The following is a 17780-nucleotide window of genomic DNA, read 5'->3' on the forward strand; positions in this document are numbered from 1 at the left end:
TCGCCCATCCCCCGTCGGTACCGCTGCCCCATGGGTGCCCCGCGCTCCGCGCCAGGCTCCGGATCGGACCGCGGACCGAGTCGAGCCCGTCCTCAGCCGCCCGTTCCACGCCAACGGCGACGGAGCATGTGCGCAGCCGCCTTGGGGCGGCGGTCCCGGGTGAAGACGCCCTTGCGGTTGCCGTCGACCCGGCTGGTGCCCGGGCCGGTGGCGAAGTCGGCGAAGTTCCAGACGTGCTCGCCGACGACGGCGTCGATCCGGTCGAAGACCCGGTGGTACATCTCCAGGAACTCGACCTGGTACTCCTCGCTCCACGGCAACGGGGTGACCTGGTGCAGGCCGGCGACCGTGTCGGCGCCGTACTCGGTGACGATGATCGGCTTGCCCTCGGTCGCCCAGCCGGTCAGCTCGGCCTCCAGCGCCTCCTCGGCCGCGACCAGGTCACCGGCGTGCCGGTACCAGCCGTAGTAGCGGTTGAGCATGACGACGTCGGCGTACCGGTGCAGCCGGTCCTTGCCGTACGCGGAGAACATCATGTTCGCGAAGCCCACCGGCCGGGTCGGGTCCAGCTCCCGGGTCAGGTCGAACAGCGGCTCGAAGTACGCGCACGCCTCGTCGGTGTCGGACTCCGGCTCGTTGGCGATGCTCCAGAGGACGACGCTCGGGTGGTTGCGGTCGCGGGCCACCAGTTCCCGGATCGCCTGGGCATGGGCGGCGTGGCCGGCCTCCCCGATCGTCTCCGCGGAGAAGGTGGGCACCTTGGGGCGGCCCAGCGCGAACGCGGCCAGGGTCATGTTCTGCCCGACCGCGGCGGTCTCGTCGATGACCACGATCCCGTTCCGGTCGGCGAAGTCGAGCACCTCCTCGGCGTAGGGATAGTGCGCCGTGCGGAAGCTGTTGGCGCCGATCCAGCGCATCAGCGCGGCGTCGTGCACCAGGAAGACGTCGTCGTGGCCCTTGCCGCGCACCGGCAGGTCCTCGTGCTTGCCGAAGCCGGTGAAGGAGAACGGCTCGCCGTTGATCAGGAACTGCTGGCCACGGACCTCGACGGTGCGCACCCCGACCGGCAGCACGTAGCTGTCCACCAGGTCGGGGCCGTCGGTCAGGGACAGCTCCAGGTCGTACAGGTAGCCCTCCCCCGGTCGCCACGGGTGCACGCCGGCCACCTGCAGAACGCCGGACGCGCCCTCAGCGGTGGCCACCTCGACGCCCTCGGCGTCCCGCAGGACCGCCCGGACGCCGAGCCCGTCGGCGCCGACCGCGCCGACCCGGTACTCCACCGTGCCGGAGTCCCCCGCCAGGCCGGTGACCACGGTGACGTCGTCCAGGTGGGCGTGCGGGGTGCTGTGCAGCCAGACCGAGCGGTGCAGCCCGGCGTAGTTGAAGAAGTCGTGGAAGTAGACCTGCCTGCGTCCCCGCGGGGTCTCCTCGACCTCGCCCGGGGGCACCGACTCCCACGTGAGCTCGTTGTTGACCACCACGGTCACCCGGATCGGCTCCCCGGGGCGGACGTGCGCGGTGACGTCGGCCTCGAAGGGGGTGTAGCCGCCCTCGTGCCGGGTGACCTCCACGTCGTCCACCCAGACGACGGCCCGGTGGGTCGCCGCGTCGAACCGGAGGAGGACGCGCTGCCCGGCCCAGCCCCGCGGCACCCGGACGGTGGTCTGGTACCAGGCGTCCCCGACGTGGTCGCGCACCGCGGCGTCGGCGAACAGGTCGTTGTAGCTGGCCGGCACCGGCACCTCGCGGGTCTCCTGCAGCCGACCGCGCCACCAGCCGGCCTCGCGCCCGACGCCGTCCGGGTCGAGGCGGAACTGCCAGAGCCCGTCCAGGCTCCTCCGCTCGCGGGTGGGGCTGTCCTGGGGGCGGAGCATGTCGCCGAGTAGGACACAGCCGCGGCGGGTGCGGCAACGGATTGCCACGGATTGTCGTGCCGCGGGCACACTCGGGTCGTGGACGGCTCACGAGCGGACGGGGTGACGATCTACGACGTCGCGCGCGCGGCCGGGGTCGCGGCGTCCACGGTCTCCCGCACCTTCTCCCGCCCCGGGCGGGTGCACGCGGACACCGCCGAACGCGTCCGGCAGGCCGCCGACTCCCTCGGGTACCGGACCACCCCGCAGGCCCGGGCTCATGCGACCACCCGGACCGGGATGATCGCGGTGCTGGTCTCCGACATCGGCAACCCGGTCTACGCCGAGATGGTGCGGGGGGTCCAGGCGGCGGCCAGCGCGGCCGGCTGCACCGTCCTCCTCGCCGACTCCCAGGAGTCCGACCGGCAGGAGCGCGCGGCTCTGGAGCGAGCGCTGCCGTCCGTGGACGGCGTCGTGCTGGCCGGCTCACGGATGTCGGACTCGGCGATCCGGGTGATCGCCAAGCAGAAGCCGCTGGTCGTGCTCGGCCGCGCGGTCGGCGACGTGCCCAGCGTCGTCCCGGACAACGGCCGCGGCATGCGCGAGGCCGTCGAGCACCTGGCCGGGCTGGGGCACTCCTCGCTCGGCTACGTCGCCGGCCCGGCGGCGTCCTGGGCCGAGGGGACGCGCTGGCGGTCGTTGCTCGACACCGCCACCGAGCTCCAGCTGCGGGTGCGCCGGCTCGGCCCCTCCACCCCCGACGTGGCCGGCGGCATGCGTGCCGCCGAGGAGCTGGGCGGACACTCGATCTCGGCGGTGCTGGCCTACAACGACCAGCTGGCGATCGGTGTGCTCCGCGGTCTGCGGGGCCGAGGGGTCCGGGTGCCGGAGGACGTCAGCGTGGTCGGGTTCGACAACATCGGCGCCGCCGAGCTGGTCACGCCCGGGCTCACCACGGTGGCCGCGCCCCTGCACGCCGGCGGCGCCGCGGCCACCCGGGCGCTGCTGGCCATGATCGACGGCGCACCGGGCGCCACCGGGTCACCGGTCGTCCTCCCCGTCCGCCTGGTGGTGCGCGAGTCGACGGCTCAGCGCAGCCGGAAGAGCACCTCGCCGGCGTCGGGCACCACGAAGGTCTCGCCGTCGGCCGCCCAGGCCTCGACGTCGACGTCGGCCGGGTCCAGGTAGTCGAGGTTCGCCCGGCGCACGACGTCCTCGGGGATGCCGGTGGCCAGGGTGACCCGCACCCGGGACCGCTCGCCGTGCTCGGGGTCCCAGGTGCCGGCGCCGCGCAGGTGCGTGGAGTGCGCCAGCACCCCCCAGTGCAGGTGCCGGTACCGCTCCCACTGCCCGACGAAGAAGTCCCGGCAGTGGTAGCCGATCTCCTCGATCTCCGGGTGCATGGCGGCGATCTCGGTGATGTGCGGCGCGTAGAGAACCACCTCGCCGCCGTCGGCGACGACCGGCTCGAGCTTGTAGAAGCCCTTGGCCGCCGTCCAGATGTCGTCGTACTTCTCCGGCATCACCGACAGCACCCGGCGCACGGGGGCGTCCAGGTACCGGACGTGGGTCTCCGCGGACACTCCTGCGGCCGCTGCCCAGGCCGCCCGCGGTTCACCGAAGGCGGCGGCGTGCAGCGCCCCCGTGCCGGACTGGACGACCAGGCACAGGGCCAGCGTCCGGGCCGGGATGAGCGCGGCCGCCTCGTCGATCAGCGCCCGGACCGGGGTGATGCCGCGGGTGCCGATGATGTCGGCGCTGGTGATCAGCGCGCCCAGCCAGTGCGACAGGTCGATGATCTCCTGGCCGGCCACGCCCGGGAAGAAGTACTTGTTGCCGCCGGAGAAGCCGACCACCTCGTGCGGGAACACCGGCCCGACCACCAGCGCGACGTCGTGCTCGACCACCGCCCGGTTGAGCCGCACGTCGACGCCCTCGGCCAGCCGACCCTCGGAGAGCTCCGCGACCCGCTCGGCCGGTATGACCCCCAGCGAGACGAAGGTGGCCGGGTCGGCCCACTCGTGGTTGCGGACCTCCATCCCCGGATACCGCGTCGCCGGGTCGCCGCCCAGGTGCCGGGCCAGCTGGACGGTGGTCATCGGGGCGTGGGTGCCCAGCGCGACGAGGGCGGTCAGCCGGCTGACCCGGCCGGCCAGCGCCCGGTGCACCGCGCCGAGCAGCAGCGGCAGCGGGCAGCTGCGGGTGGCGTCCGGGATGACCACGCAGACGCTGCGACCGTCGAGGTCCTGTTCGGCGAGCTGGGCGGCCACGAAGCCGGCCACCTCGTCCTCGGCGAGCACCTGGCCGGGCCCGCCGAGGAGCGCGGCCTGCGCGGCGAGGTCGGCGACCGGGTCGGGCAGCACCGTCATGCCGCAACCCTCGGGGCCGGTGGAGGCGGCGACAAGCCCCGGAGACAACTGCTGGCAACGCATTGCCGCCGGGTTCCCGGCCACCGGAGCATCGCCGGGTGCCCTCCGCTGCCCTGAACCGGCATCCCGACCGGCTGCTGCCCGCCGATCCGGGGGTCCGCGACGTCGCCCGCCGGCTGTACCAGGCCGTGCGCTCCCTGCCGGTCATCTCCCCGCACAGCCACGTCGACGCCCGGTTGCTCGCCGAGGACACCCCGTTCCGCGACCCGGCCACGCTGCTGGTGACGCCGGACCACTACGTGACCCGGTTGCTGCACGCGGGCGGCGTCCCGCTGGCCGACCTGGGCGTGGGGTGCAGCGACCTGTCCGAGGACGAGAGCCGGCGGGTGTGGCGGCTGCTCTGCGAGCACTGGCACCTCTTCCGCGGCACGCCCTCGCGGTACTGGCTGGAGGCCGAGCTCGCCGAGGTCTTCGGGGTGACCGTCCGCCCGTCGGGCGAGACGGCCGACGCGGTCTACGACCAGGTCGCCGGGTGCCTGGCCCAGGCGTCCCACCGTCCCCGCGCGCTGTTCGAGCGGTTCGGCATCGAGGTGCTCGCCACCACCGACGACCCGTGCGACGACCTGGCCGCGCACGCGGCGCTCGCCGCGGACCCCGGCTTCGCCGGCCGGGTGCTGCCCACCTTCCGGCCCGACCGGTACCTGGAGGCCGGGCAGCCGGGCTGGGCCGCCGGGGTGGCCCGGCTGGGCGAGGTCAGCGGGGTCGACACCGGCACGTGGTCCGGCTGGGTGGCGGCGATGGAGGACCGTCGGGCGTTCTTCCGGGCCCACGGCGCCGTCTCGGCGGACCACAGCCATGCCGACGTCGGCACCGAGCCGCTGGACGACCCCGAGCGGGTGTACCGGGCCGCGCTGGCCGGTACCGCCACGCAGCAGGAGTCCGTGGCGCTGCGCCGGCACATGCTGCTGGAGATGGCCCGGATGTCCTGCGAGGACGGGCTGGTGATGACCCTGCACCCCGGCGTCCGGCGGAACCACCACGGGCCGACCCTGGCCGCACACGGCCCGGACACCGGGCACGACATCCCGCTGCGCGGCGACTTCACCGATCCGCTGCGCCCGCTGCTGGAGCGGTTCGGCACCTCCCCGGGGCTGCACCTGGTGCTGTTCTCCCTGGACGAGACGGTGTTCTCCCGGGAGCTCGCCCCGCTGGCCGGCTTCTACCCCTCGGTGTACGTGGGCGCACCGTGGTGGTTCCTGGACGCACCGGCGGCCGTCCGGCGGTTCCGCGGTGCGGTGACCGAGACAGCGGGCTTCTCCCGCACCTCCGGGTTCATCGACGACACCCGGGCGTTCTGCTCCATCCCCGTTCGGCACGACATGTCGCGGCGGCTGGACGCCGGGTACCTGGCGGGCCTGGTGGCCGAGCACGTGCTGGACGAGGACGAGGCGCAGGAGACGCTGGCCGACCTGGTCGCCGTCCGCCCGCGCGAGGTGTTCCGGCTGTGAGCTCGCTGCGCCGCACCACCGCCGCGCCCCCGGTGCGGCTCGTGCACCTGGGGCTGGGTGCCTTCTCCCGCGCCCACCAGGCCTGGTACACCGACCGGGCGCCCGATGCCGAGGGCTGGGGCATCGCCGCCTTCACCGGCCGGCGGCCCGACCTCGCCGAGGCGCTCGCCGCGCAGGACGGCCTCTACACGCTGGTCACCCGGGCCGCCGGGGGCGACGACCTCGCGGTCGTCCGGTCGGTCGTGTCCGCCCACCCCGCGACCGACGGCGACGCATGGCTGACCGCCCTGGCCGCACCCGAGGTCGCCGCCGTCACGCTCACCGTCACCGAGGCCGGCTACCTGCGGGACGCCGCGGGCCGGCTGGACACCGCCGACCCGCGCGTCGTCGCCGACGTCGCCGCACTGCGGGACGGCCCCGGCGTCGTCCGCACCGCACCGGGGCGGCTGGTGGCCGGGCTGCTCGCCCGCCGCCGGGCCGACGCCGGGCCGCTGGCGCTGGTGTCCTGCGACAACCTGCCGGACAACGGCGCGGTGCTGCGGACCGTGGTCGAGGACCTCGCCGCCCTCGTCGATCCGTCGCTGCTGGCGTGGGCAGCCGGGCAGGTCTCCTATGTGACGACCGTGGTCGACCGGATCACCCCCGCGCCCACCGATGCCGACCGGCAGGCCGTGCGCGCCGCGACCGGGGTCGACGACCGCAGCCCGGTGGTGACCGAGCCGTTCAGCGAGTGGGTGCTCGCCGGCGACTTCCCGGCGGGCCGGCCGCGCTGGGACGCCTCCGGTGCCGTGCTCACCTCGGACGTGGCGCCGTACGAGGAGCGCAAGCTCTGGCTGCTCAACGCCGCGCACTCGATCCTGGCCTACACCGGGCCGGCGCGCGGGCACGTCACCGTCGCCGACGCGGTCGCCGACCCGGTGTGCCGGGGCCTGGTCGAGGCCTGGTGGGACACCTGCACCCCGCACCTCCGGCTGACCGGCACGGAGGTCACCGACTACCGGGACGCGTTGCTGGAGCGGTTCGGCAACCCCCGGATCCGGCACGCGCTGGCGCAGATCGGCGTCGACGGCTCCCAGAAGCTCCCGGTGCGCATCGTCCCGGTGCTGCTGCGCGAGCGGGCCGCCGGCCGGCTGTCGGACGCCGCCGTGGCGGTGCTCGCCGGCTGGTCGGCCCATGTCCGTGACGCGTCGCCGCTCCGCGACGTCCGGGCCGACGAGCTCACCGGCCTGGCATCGGGCCCGCCCGCCGTCGTCGTCCCCCAGTTGCTGAGCGCCCTCTCCCCAGGCCTCGGGGACGACGCCGGCCTGGTGGCCGCCGTGCGGGGAGAGCTCGGGGCCGCCACCCGACGCTGACGCCGCGCCGTGCAGTCAGCGCATGTTTGCAGTGAGTGCAGTTTTCCTGTCATGCTCTCCGGCGTGACGGTCGGGCTGCGCGAGCGCAAGAAGCAGGCCACCCGCGCGGCACTGCACGAATCGGCGCTGCGACTGGTCGCCGAGCGCGGGCTGGACCGCGTGTCGGTCGACGACATCGCCGCCGACGCCGAGGTCTCCCCCCGCACCTTCTTCAACTACTTCCCGTCCAAGGACGACGCGGTGATCGGCCTGGACCCGGAGCACCCCCTCCGCCTGGCCGAGGCGCTGTCCGCCCGGCCGGCGACCGAGACCCCCGTCCAGGCGCTGCGCGCGGCGCAGGTCGCCGAGGCCGCGCGGATGGCCGCGGAGTCCCAGCTGTGGCCGCTCCGGCTCCAGGTCGTCGACGCGCACCCGGCGCTGGCCGCCCGGCTCACCGCCTCGTTCGCGCAGAGCGAGCAGCTGCTGGCCGAGTGGCTCGCGGACCGCACCGGCACCCGGGCCGAGCTCGACGTCCAGCCCAGCCTGCTCGCCGCCGTCCAGGGCTCGGTGATGCGCAGCGCGCTGCACCGGTGGCGCGCCGGCGGCTACACCGCCTCCTTGCCCGCCCTCGTCGCCGAGGGCTGGGACCAGGTGGAGGCGGGCTTCCCCGCCCCGCGCCGCTGACCCGACCGACTCTCCGCCCGCACGACTCCTGAGGAGCTCCATGTCCAGCGCGCCCACCGCCGCGCCGCCCATCGTCCTGACCCGCCGGCGGATCAACACCATCTTCGGCGCGCTGCTGGCCGGCATGCTGATGGCCGCGCTGGACCAGACGATCGTCTCGACCGCGATGCCGACGATCGTCGGTGAGCTCGGCGGCGTCTCGCACATGGCCTGGATGACCACCGCCTATCTGCTGGCGACCACCCTGGTCATGCCGGTCTACGGCAAGTTCGGCGACCTGTTCGGCCGCCGCACGCTGTTCCTGGTGGCCATCGGGCTGTTCACCGCCGCGAGCCTGGGGGCCGCGCTGGCGCCGGACTTCGGCTGGCTGGTGTTCTGGCGCGGCGTGCAGGGCCTCGGCGGCGGCGGACTGATGATCCTGTCGCAGGCGATCATCGCCGACATCGTGCCGGCCCGGGAGCGGGCGAAGTACATGGGCCCGATCGGGGCGCTGTTCGGGCTCTCCGCCGTCGCCGGGCCGCTGGTCGGCGGGTTCTTCACCGACTCGGCGGCACTGGGCTGGCGCTGGTGCTTCTGGGTGAACGTCCCGATCGGGCTGGCCGCCTTCGCCGTCGGCTGGGCGGCCCTCACCCTGCCGCGCAAGCGGAGCACCACACCGCTGGACCTCGCCGGCATCCTCACCCTGTCGGTCGCCACCACGTCGCTGGTGCTGGCCGCCGACATCGGCGGCAGCGAGGGCTGGGGCTCCTGGCAGGTGCTGGCGCTGCTGGCCGTGCTCGCCTGCTCGGTGGCGGCGTTCGTGCTGGTGGAGCGGCGGGCGGTCGAGCCGATCGTCCCGATGTCCCTGTTCGGCAACCCCACCTTCGTGGTGGCCACCGCGTTGGGCATGGCCGTGGGCCTGGGCATGTTCGCAGCGATCGCCTTCATGCCCACCTACCTGCAGATGAGCTCGGGCCTGTCGGCGGCGAACTCCGGGCTGCTGATGCTGCCGATGACCGCCGGGATCATCCTGACCATCCAGAGCTCGGCCGCGGTGATCATGCGCACCGGCCGCTACAAGGTCTTCACCATCGCCGGGGTCGCGCTGATCCTGGCGGCGATGGTCTGGATGACCACGCTGGCCGGGGACACCGCACTGTGGACCGTCGGCGCGATGTTCTTCCTGCTCGGCGCCGGCCTCGGGCTCGTCATGCAGAACGTCGTGCTCGCCGCGCAGAACGCCGTCCCGGCCGCGCAGATCGGCACGGCCACCTCGACGAACAACTACTTCCGCGAGGTGGGTGCGGTCCTGGGCGTCGCCGTCTTCGGCACGCTGTTCACCAGCCGGCTGGGCGACCGGCTCGGCGAGGCCCTGGCCGGCAACCCCGAGCAGGCCGTGCAGGCCAGGATCACCTCCCCGGACACGCTGGTGCCGACGGCGGTCGAGGCCGCCGGCGAGCCGCTGCGCACCGCGATCGTGGACGCCTACGCGAACGCCCTGGCGCCGGTGTTCTGGTACCTGGTGCCGATCCTGGTCGTCGCGCTGCTGCTGGCGTTCGCGCTGCGCGAGGTGCCGCTGTCCGACGTCGCCGGGATGGTCGCCCGCGGCGAGGCGGTGGCCTCCGAGGCAGACCTCGCGGCGCTGCACGCGGACCCGGGCGTCGAGGAGCCCGTCCTGGTCGAGCCGGTCGGCGACGAGCGGGGCGACGACGTGGACGTCCGCGCGTAGCGGACGGCGCCCGGGGCCGGTGTCCCGGGCGCCGTCCCGTCACGGCGTCAGCAGCGCCTTGACCGCCCGGCGCTCGTCCATCGCGCGGTAGCCCTCGGCCGCCTGGTCCAGCGGCAGGGTCAGGTCGAACACCCGGCCCGGGTCGATCGCACCGGACCAGACCCGGTCGATCAGGTCGGGCAGGAAGCGGCGCACCGGGGCCGGCCCGCCGTGCAGCCGCACCATGGTGGAGAACAGCTGCCGCCCGGTGATCTCCACGCCGTGCGGGACGCCGACGAACCCGACGCCGCCACCGGGGCGGGTGGAGCGGATGGCCTGGTCCATCGACTCGCCGGTGCCCACACACTCCAGGACGGCGTCCGCACCGACCCCGTCGGTGAGGTCCCGGATCCGCGCCACCCCCTCGTCGCCGCGCTCGGTCACGATGTCGGTGGCACCGAACCCGGTGGCCAGCCGCTGCCGCGGTTCGTGCCGGCTCATGGCGATGATCCGCTCGGCCCCCAGCTGGGCGGCCGAGAGCACGCCGAGCAGTCCGACGGCACCGTCCCCCACCACCGCGACGGTCATCCCCGGCTGGACACCGGCGGCGACGGCGGCGAACCAGCCGGTGGCCATGACGTCGGAGAGGGTGAGCAGGCTCGGCAGCAGCTCGGGGGCGGGGACCTCGGGGGTGGCGACCAGGGTGCCGTCGGCGTGCGGCACCCGCAGCAGCTCGGCCTGGGCCCCGGTGATGCCCACCCGGTGCGTGCAGGCGCTCTGGTAGCCGGCCTGGCAGTGCGCGCAGGTCCCGTCGGAGGCGATGAACGGCACGATGACGAACTGGCCCGGCCGGACCGTCGTGACGTCGCTGCCGACCTCCTCGACGATCCCGCAGTACTCGTGACCGATCGGGGACGGCTCGGTCACCTCGTTGATGCCGCGGTAGGGCCACAGGTCCGAGCCGCACACGCAGGTGGCGGAGGCCCGGACGACGGCGTCGGTGGGCTCCACGACCCGTGGGTCGTCGAGCTGCTCGACGCGGACGTCGCCGGGGGCGTGCAGGACTGCTCCGCGCATGGGGGCGGTGTTCCTCTCGGGGAGAACGGGTGCGGACCCGTCCTCCTTGCCCGCCCCCGCCGGGACGAACCGCCGGTCAGTGCGCCCGGTCGGCCGACAGCTGTTCGACCACCAGGTCGGCGACGGCCCGCATGCCGGCCGCGTTCGGGTGGTACGGCGCGACCCCGCCGCCCAGCAGGTCGCCGAACACCCAGCCGGTGACCCACGGCTCTCGCGAGCCGACGGCGTGGTCGCGGGAGACGGCCGAGGCCGCCACCAGCTCGGCCCCGGTGTGGCGGGCGGCCGCCGCGGTGGCCGCCTCCAGCCGCCGTCCGACGTCGGCGCACAGCCGGCGGTGCTCCCCGCTCATCGGGAAGTCGGGCGTGGGCTGCTCCGGCACCACGGTGAGGTAGTCGACCAGCACCACCCTCGAGCGGGGCGCCCGCCGGCGGACCTCCCCGACCAGCCGGGCCAGCCGGTCCGGCAGTGCGGCCAGCGCCGCGCTCACCGCCGCGGGGTCGACCGGGGTGCCGAAGAAGGCCCGGGCCGGCAGCGGCGTGCCCTCCGGGTCGGCCCGGAACGAGCAGCGCAGCAGGGTGAGCAGGTACTCGACGTCGTTGCCGCCGACGGTCACGGTCACCAGGTCGGTGTCCGGGCCGACGGCGTCGACCTGCGGCGGCACGGTGCCGCCGGCCAGCAGCGCCTGCGGCCGGGTGAGGACGTCGTCGATCGTCGCCCCGCCGGAGGTGACGTCGACCAGGTCGTACCCGAGGCGCTCGGCGACCAGGTGCGCGTAGTTGCGACCCGACCGCGCGCATCCCGGGTGCAGGATCGGGTCGATGCCCGGGCCGGCGGCGAAGGAGCTGCCCAGGGCGACGTAGCGGGTCACCGGGCGGCCTGGGCCGCCGCCATGAGCCGCTCGAGCTCCGCGGCCGGGATCGCGGCACCGAAGTCGGCGGCGAACCGGCGCATGGGCATCGAGCCGATCATCTGCAGCATCCCGGCGTGCATCTCACCGGCGCCCTCGGGCATCGTCGCCAGGAAGCCCTCCAGCAGCTGCGGGCCGGCGACCGGGTGCTCGAACCACTCGGCGACCGAGGACTGCAGGGTGAGCTCCGGGACGATCTCGTCGCCGGCCAGCGTCACGGTCGCCTCGGCCACGACGTCGGTGGCGCTGCGCCCGACCTGGACGGTGTGCTCCCCCGGCGCCACGACCCAGCCGGACTCCCGCACGTCCCAGTGGGCGAACGCCCGGCGGTCCAGCGGGAAGGTCACCGTCTCCGACTGCCCCGGCGCCAGCGCCACCTTGCGGAAGGCGCGCAGCTCGCGGGCGGGCCGGCGTACCGGCCCGGCGGTGGTCGCCACGTACACCTGGACGACGTGCCGGCCGGCGCGGCTCCCGGTGTTGGTGACCGTGACGGCGACCTCCGCGCTGTCGGCCCCGGTGGTCGTGACCTGCAGGTCACTGGTCTCGACCGTCGTGTAGCTCAGCCCGTGCCCGAACGGGTACCGCACCGGGCGGTCGACTGTCACGAAGTGCCGGTAGCCGACCATCACGCCCTCGCCGTACCGGACGTGGCCCTGCTCCCCCGGGAAGTTGAGATGGCTGGGGGTGTCCGCCAGCCGCAGCGGGATGGTCTCGGCCAGCCGGCCCGAGGGGTCGACGGCGCCGGTGAGCAGGTCGGCCAGCGCGCTGCCGCCGGCCTGGCCGAGCAGGAAGCCGGCGAGCACGGCGTCGACGTCGTCGTGCCAGCCCTCCAGGGAGACCACGCCTCCCGAGGAGAGGACGACGACCGTCCGCGGGCTGACCGCAGCGACCGCGCGGATCAGCTCCACCTGGGCGGCGGGCAGGTCGATGTGCGTGCGGTCGAAGCCCTCGGACTCGTCGCCCTCGGCCAGCCCGGCGAACACCACGGCGACGTCGGCGTCCCGGGCCAGGCCGACGGCCTCCTCCCGCAGCTCGGCGGCGTCCCCCGAGCCGTCGAGGGTGAAGCCGGGGGCGAACACGACCGGGCGGGTCGCCTGCAGCGCGGTGAGCGCGTCGTCGACCCGGGTGGCGTTGACGTGCGAGCTGCCGCCGCCCTGGAAGCGCGGCGTGCGGGCGAACTCGCCGACCACGGCGAGCCGCTGCCCGGACGCCAGCGGCAGCGCACCGCCGTCGTTCTTGAGCAGGACCGCGCAGCCGGCCGCGAGCTCGCGGGCCAGCGCGTGGTGGGCGTCGGCGTCGAAGCCGTCGGTCGGCTCGCCGACGTACCCGGCCAGCGCAGCCACCCGGCGGACGCTGCGGTCGACGACGGCCTCGTCCAGCCGGCCGCTGCGCACGGCGTCCACCACCAGGGCGTTGCCGGCCCCGTGGTCACCGGGCATCTGCAGGTCCAGGCCGGCCTCCAGGGCGGCGACCCGGTCGTCGACCGCGCCCCAGTCGGAGACGACGGCGCCGGTGAAGCCCCACTCCTCGCGGAGCACCTCGGTGAGCAGCCAGCGGTGCTGCGAGGCGTAGACCCCGTTCACCTTGTTGTAGGCGCACATCACCGTGGCCGGCTGCGCCTCGGTGACCACCCGCTCGAACGCCGGCAGGTAGATCTCCCGCAGCGTGCGCTCGTCGACGTCGGCGCTGACCTGCATGCGCTGCGTCTCCTGGTTGTTGGCCGCGAAGTGCTTCACCGAGGCACCGACACCCGCACCCTGCTGGCCGCGGACGTGCGCGGCACCCAGGACGCCGGCCAGCAGCGGGTCCTCGGAGTAGTACTCGAAGTTGCGACCGCACAGCGGCGACCGCTTGATGTTCACCCCCGGCCCGAGGACGACGGGGACGCCGATCGCGCGCGCCTCGACCCCGATCGCCGCCCCGATCCGCTCGGCGACGTCGGGGTCCCAGCTCGACCCGACGGCCACCGCCGGCGGGAAGCAGGTGGCCGGCACGCTCTCGAGGAGACCGATCTGGTCCAGGTCGCCCACCTGCCGGCGCACGCCGTGCGGCCCGTCGGTGAGCACCACCGACGGTAGGCCGGCCGCCTCGACCGGCGGGGTGGACCAGAAGTCCTGCCCGGAGAGGAGCTGGGCCTTCTGCTCCAGCGGCAGCACGGTCGGGTCGGACGGGGTGGTGGCAGTCACTCCCCGATCCTGCGGCCGCCGGCCGCCCGCGTCGCCGCGGATGCCATCCAGTGGGAGGTGCGTCAGTGCAGGGCGGCGTCGGCGGGGCCGGTCGCCCAGCGCCGGAAGCGGACGACGAGGCCGGCCCGGGTCGGGGCGCAGCAGTACGGCCCGGCCTGCACCTCGGCGTCCGGCGGGAACCAGGCGACCCGGACCAGCCGGAACGGCTCGTCGTCCACCCGCGCCCGGACGGTGACCGCGTCGCCGTACCGGCTGGCCCGCACCGTGACCCGGCGGCCGGCCCAGTCCGGCACGGGCGCCACCGACCAGTCCGACCGACCCAGGGTGACCACGGCGCCGACCTGCGGCGACCCGTCAGACAACTCGACGCCGGCCTTGAGCCAGGTCTCAGCACCCGCCCGCAGCATCAGCCCGGCCTGGTCGAACTGCTGGTCGAAGTCGACGTCGAAGGTCACCTCGACTGCGCCGTCCAGCGGGCCCAGCAGCGCGTGGGCGTCGTCGTGCACGAAGCCGTAGGAGGTGTGCCGCCAGGCGTCGCTGCCCTCCGCTGCGGTGACCACCAGGTCGGACCCGTCCTCGGTCGCCGCGACCGGCGGTGTCGTCCAGGTGCCCGTGCCCCACGGCCGGACCCCGCTGCCGTCGTCCGTCATGCCGGCACGGTAGCCGCGCGTCGAGGCTTGCCCCGTCGCGGTGTCACGGGACGGGACACCGCAACGGCACGCGCGTCAGCGGGCCTCGACCGTCACCGTGACCGGGGCGCAGCCGTCGGCCGACGCCGTCACGGTGATGGTCCCCGCGCCGGTCGGGCGGACGACGGCGAGCGCCCGGCCGTCGAAGGTCGTGTGCACGGCGTCGAGGTAGGACTCCGCCGTCGCCGGCGCCGCGCTGCCCAGCGCGGCCAGCGTGCCCGCCCCCTCGACGGCCACCGTGACCTCTCGGTCCACCCCGAGTGCGACGGTCCCGACGGCGTCGGTGAGCGCGATCGCGACGAAGGCCAGGTCTGCGTCGTCGGCCCGCAGGGCCGTGCGGTCGGTGGTGGCCACGAGCCCGACCGGTCCCGACGCCGGCCGCAGGACCGTGCGCCCGGTCTCCGCGCCACCCGTGCGGGCCACGGCCACCAGGTCCTCCGCGGCCCACGGCACGGTGAACTCCGCCCGGAACCGGTGCGCTTCCCCCACCGGGGCGGTGCCCAGCGACCGGTTGCCCAGCAGCAGCTCCACCTCCTCGGCGTCGCTGTAGACCTCGACGGCCAGCGGGACGCCCTCGGCACCGGTGAAGGCCCAGTCGGCCACCGAGTCCGCCCACGCCCACGGCGTCGAGACCGTTTCCCGCCCCGACCTCTCGGGCCGGACGACGGCGATCGCCGGTGCGGTGCGCAGCCCGAACACGGTCTCCCGGTAGTAGGACGCCGGCCGGCGGTGCCCGGTGATGTCGAGGTCGCCGCACCAGGCCAGCAGCCACGGGAAGTGCCCGTGGAGGCCGCCGGCGGCCGGGTCCTCGCTGTCGGCGACCCGGCCGATGCCGGCCTCGCCGAGGTAGTCCCAGCCGGTCCAGGTGAAGTCACCGATGACGTGCGGGTGATCCTGGACCAGTCGCCAGAGCCGGTCGATCTTGGTGGCGAAGGTCTCCGAGCCCACGATCACCCGGCGCGGGAACCGCTCCCGGTCGATCGCGTACCGGGCCTCCATGTAGTTCATCCCGGCGACGTCGAGCACGTCGAAGGACTCTTCCGTGCGCCGGGCGACCAGCTCGGTGGCCGACAGGTGGTCCATGAACTCGCCCATGTCGGTGAGCATCGTGTTGATGCCCAGCTCGGCTGCCTGGGGGCCCCGGGCCTCCTCGATGACGGCCAGCATCGCGTTGACCCCGTTCGTGACGAACCGGGTGGGGTCCTCGGCGCGGACGGCCTCGGCCAGCCGGCGCGACCACAGCGCGCCGTGCGGGTCGGACACCTCGGGGATCTCGTTGCCGATGGACCACAGCACGATGCTGGGGTGGTTGGCCCCGCGCCGGACCATGGAGGCGACGTCGGACCGCCAGGTGCCGGCGAAGTGACCGGCGTCGTCCTCGATGGACTTGCCGTGGGTCCAGGTGTCGGTGAGCTCGTCCATCACCAGCACGCCGGCCCGGTCGCAGGCGGCGAGCATCGCCCGGCTCATCGGGTTGTGCGAGCTGCGCAGTGCGTTGAACCCGGCCGCCGCCAGCAGCTCCACCCGACGTTCGTCGGCCCGGCCGATCGCTGCCGAGCCCAGCACGCCGTTGTCGCTGTGCACGCACGCCCCGCGCAGCAGCACCGTCTGGCCGTTGATCCGCAGTCCCCGCTCGGGGTCCAGGGACAGGCTTCGCAGGCCGGTGGTGACCGTCTCGACGTCGGTCTCGACGTCGCCGTCGAGCAGCACCGCCTCGACGGTGTGCAGCCGCGGCGACGTCGGGCTCCACGGCGCCGGGTCGGCCACCAGCAGCCGCTGGCGGACGACCGCGGGCTCCCCCGGCAGCACGGTGACCGGCGAGACGGCCTCGGCCACCACGGCCCCGGCGTCGTCGACCAGCCGGACACGCAGGGTCCGGCTGGCCAGTCCCCGCCCGGCGTGCACGACGGTCGAGGCGACCGAGACGACGGCGCGCGAGCCGTCGAGCTCCTCGGTGACCACCCGGACACCGTCGGCGGCCAGGTGCACCAGCGGGCCGCGCAGCAGGTGCACCGGACGGTGGATGCCGGCGCCGGCGTACCAGCGGGCGTCCCTGCCGGCCCGGCACAGCACGCGGACCTCGTCGGTCCCGTCGTACCGGAGGTGGTCGGCCAGCGGGACGACGGCCTCGGTCCAGCCCGATGACCAGGTGGCGGCGAGCTGACCGTTCACCAGCACCCGAGCCGAGCGGTACACGCCCTCGAAGTGCAGGGCGAGCACCTGGTCGCGGTCGTCGCCGGTCACCGGCAACACCGCCCGGTAGTCCACGGCGGTGGGCGGGAAGTAGCCCGCGCCGGGGCCGTGCTCGGCATCGCGCGGCTGGCCGAGGGTCGCGTCGTGCGGGAGCACGACGTCCCGCCACGGCTGGGCGGCACCGTGCATCTCGGCGAAGGAGTTGGCGTGCGGCCGGAACTGCCAGCCGGTGGTGAACGGGGTGCGGCGCATGGCTGCCCTCTCGAGTGGGGAACGAGGTCAGCACGCGACGGATGGCGTCCTGGCTGGAGCGCCCCATGCCCGCGCGGGGCCGGCGTTACCGGCGATCGGCCGTCTGCTGGATCGCCGCGGGCACCCGCGCACCCTCGATCGTCGGTGACCACCGTCACCACCGCGAGGTCCTTGCCATTGGACAGCAAGGCAGGACGCCGCCCGGGTGGTCGGGCCGCCGGTGGGACCGGGCTGCCGGTGACCGGCACGGTGGGCGCCTGCGGTGCCGGCGCTGGGCAGACTCGTCCCATGACTGGGCGACTGGCAGGGAAGACGGCGTTGGTGACCGGAGCCGCAGCGGGCATCGGGCGGGCGGTGGCCGACCGGTTCGCCGCCGAGGGGGCGCGGGTGGTCTACGCCGACCGGGACGCCGCCGGTGCCGAGGCGGCCGCCGCGGCGTCGGGCGGGCGGGCCGTGCCGATGGACGTCACCGACGAGGACAGCGTCGCCGGTGGCTTCGCCGCACTGGCCGCGGACGGCTGGGTGCCCGAGGTCGTGGTGGTCAACGCCGGGGTGCAGCTGTTCGGGCAGGACGCCGAGGTCGCCGATCTGGACCTCGACGTCTGGCGGCGCACCCACGAGGTCAACCTGACCGGCGCCTTCCTGACCATCAAGCACGCCGTCCGGGGGATGCTGACGGTCGGCGGCGGCTCGATCGTGCTGACCGGCAGCCCCACCGCGGTCCGCGGCGAGGGCGCCGAGTTCACCGCCTACGCCTCGTCCGAGGCCGGGATGCACGGACTGGGCCGCACGGTCGCCGCCGCCTACGCCCGCCGCGGCATCCGGGTGAACACCGTGGTGCCGCCTTACACCGAGACCGGGCTGGTCAGCACCATCGCCGACGACCCGGAGGCGCGCGCCGCGATCGTCGGCCGGATCCCGATGGGCCGGGCCGGCACGACCGGCGACCTCGAGGGCGTGATGGTGTTCCTCGCCAGCGACGAGTCGGCGTTCGCCACCGGCGCGACCTTCGCCGTCGACGGCGGCATGACCACCCTCTGAGCC

Annotated in this window: 13 protein-coding genes; 6 read left to right on the forward strand and 7 right to left on the reverse strand. The window is 74.8% G+C overall.

The window, feature by feature from the left end; all coding sequences use genetic code 11:
• Window positions 1–92 precede the first annotated feature (92 nt).
• Window positions 93–1874: a beta-glucuronidase gene (uidA, locus tag HLA93_RS14630; RefSeq protein WP_222195111.1), complete on the reverse strand. Its 1782-nt coding sequence runs from the start codon at window positions 1872–1874 to the stop codon at window positions 93–95.
• Between the two features lie 78 nt (window positions 1875–1952).
• Between uidA and HLA93_RS14635 the strand changes: the two genes are divergently transcribed.
• Window positions 1953–3041: a LacI family DNA-binding transcriptional regulator gene (locus tag HLA93_RS14635; protein WP_222195112.1), complete on the forward strand. Its 1089-nt coding sequence runs from the start codon at window positions 1953–1955 to the stop codon at window positions 3039–3041.
• On the opposite strand, the gene HLA93_RS14640 is transcribed toward HLA93_RS14635, so the two are convergent.
• Window positions 2942–4222, reverse strand: coding sequence for a lactate racemase domain-containing protein (locus HLA93_RS14640; RefSeq protein WP_222195113.1), 1281 nt, complete (start codon window positions 4220–4222; stop codon window positions 2942–2944). The two genes, HLA93_RS14635 and HLA93_RS14640, sit on opposite strands and share 100 nt — an antisense overlap.
• Before the next feature lie 98 nt (window positions 4223–4320).
• Here HLA93_RS14640 and uxaC point away from each other — a divergent pair, with 98 nt between their 5' ends.
• The 4 genes from uxaC (at window position 4321) to HLA93_RS14660 (ending at window position 9453) form a co-directional block, all read left to right on the forward strand.
• On the forward strand, window positions 4321–5730 hold the full coding sequence (gene uxaC / locus HLA93_RS14645; protein ID WP_222195114.1) for a glucuronate isomerase: 1410 nt from the start codon (window positions 4321–4323) through the stop codon (window positions 5728–5730).
• On the forward strand, window positions 5727–7082 hold the full coding sequence (locus HLA93_RS14650) for a mannitol dehydrogenase family protein (RefSeq protein ID WP_308128149.1): 1356 nt from the start codon (window positions 5727–5729) through the stop codon (window positions 7080–7082). The genes uxaC and HLA93_RS14650 overlap by 4 nt, the downstream gene beginning before the upstream one ends.
• A 63-nt stretch (window positions 7083–7145) precedes the next feature.
• Window positions 7146–7745, forward strand: a complete 600-nt coding sequence (locus HLA93_RS14655) for an acyl-CoA-like ligand-binding transcription factor (protein WP_222195115.1) — start codon at window positions 7146–7148, stop codon at window positions 7743–7745.
• Window positions 7746–7785: 40 nt separating this feature from the next.
• Window positions 7786–9453: an MDR family MFS transporter gene (locus tag HLA93_RS14660; protein ID WP_222195116.1), complete on the forward strand. Its 1668-nt coding sequence runs from the start codon at window positions 7786–7788 to the stop codon at window positions 9451–9453.
• Window positions 9454–9492: 39 nt separating this feature from the next.
• Here the strand turns inward: HLA93_RS14660 and HLA93_RS14665 are convergent, their stop codons facing one another.
• The 5 genes from HLA93_RS14665 to HLA93_RS14685 form a co-directional block, all read right to left on the reverse strand.
• Entirely contained in the window at window positions 9493–10509 is a 1017-nt protein-coding gene (locus tag HLA93_RS14665) for a zinc-dependent alcohol dehydrogenase family protein (RefSeq protein ID WP_222195117.1), read from the reverse strand.
• Window positions 10510–10585: 76 nt separating this feature from the next.
• Window positions 10586–11377, reverse strand: coding sequence for an SGNH/GDSL hydrolase family protein (locus HLA93_RS14670; RefSeq protein WP_222195118.1), 792 nt, complete (start codon window positions 11375–11377; stop codon window positions 10586–10588).
• Window positions 11374–13602: a glycoside hydrolase family 3 C-terminal domain-containing protein gene (locus HLA93_RS14675; RefSeq protein WP_222195119.1), complete on the reverse strand. Its 2229-nt coding sequence runs from the start codon at window positions 13600–13602 to the stop codon at window positions 11374–11376. Before HLA93_RS14675 ends, HLA93_RS14670 begins: the two co-directional genes overlap by 4 nt.
• A 62-nt stretch (window positions 13603–13664) precedes the next feature.
• Window positions 13665–14252 carry a DUF1349 domain-containing protein gene (locus tag HLA93_RS14680; protein WP_222195120.1) on the reverse strand — a complete coding sequence of 196 codons (588 nt, stop codon included), beginning with the start codon at window positions 14250–14252 and terminating at the stop codon, window positions 13665–13667.
• Between the two features lie 75 nt (window positions 14253–14327).
• A complete protein-coding gene (locus HLA93_RS14685; protein WP_222195121.1) occupies window positions 14328–16736 on the reverse strand; it encodes a glycoside hydrolase family 2 TIM barrel-domain containing protein in 2409 nt (802 codons plus the stop codon).
• A gap of 288 nt (window positions 16737–17024) precedes the next feature.
• Between HLA93_RS14685 and HLA93_RS14690 the strand changes: the two genes are divergently transcribed.
• The gene (locus tag HLA93_RS14690) at window positions 17025–17777 is read left to right on the forward strand and encodes an SDR family NAD(P)-dependent oxidoreductase (protein ID WP_222195122.1); all 753 of its coding nucleotides are present in this window, start codon (window positions 17025–17027) and stop codon (window positions 17775–17777) included.
• Window positions 17778–17780: the final 3 nt, after the last annotated feature.

The sequence above is a fragment of the Modestobacter italicus genome, from assembly GCF_019799965.1.
GTDB lineage: Bacteria > Actinomycetota > Actinomycetes > Mycobacteriales > Geodermatophilaceae > Modestobacter > Modestobacter italicus_A.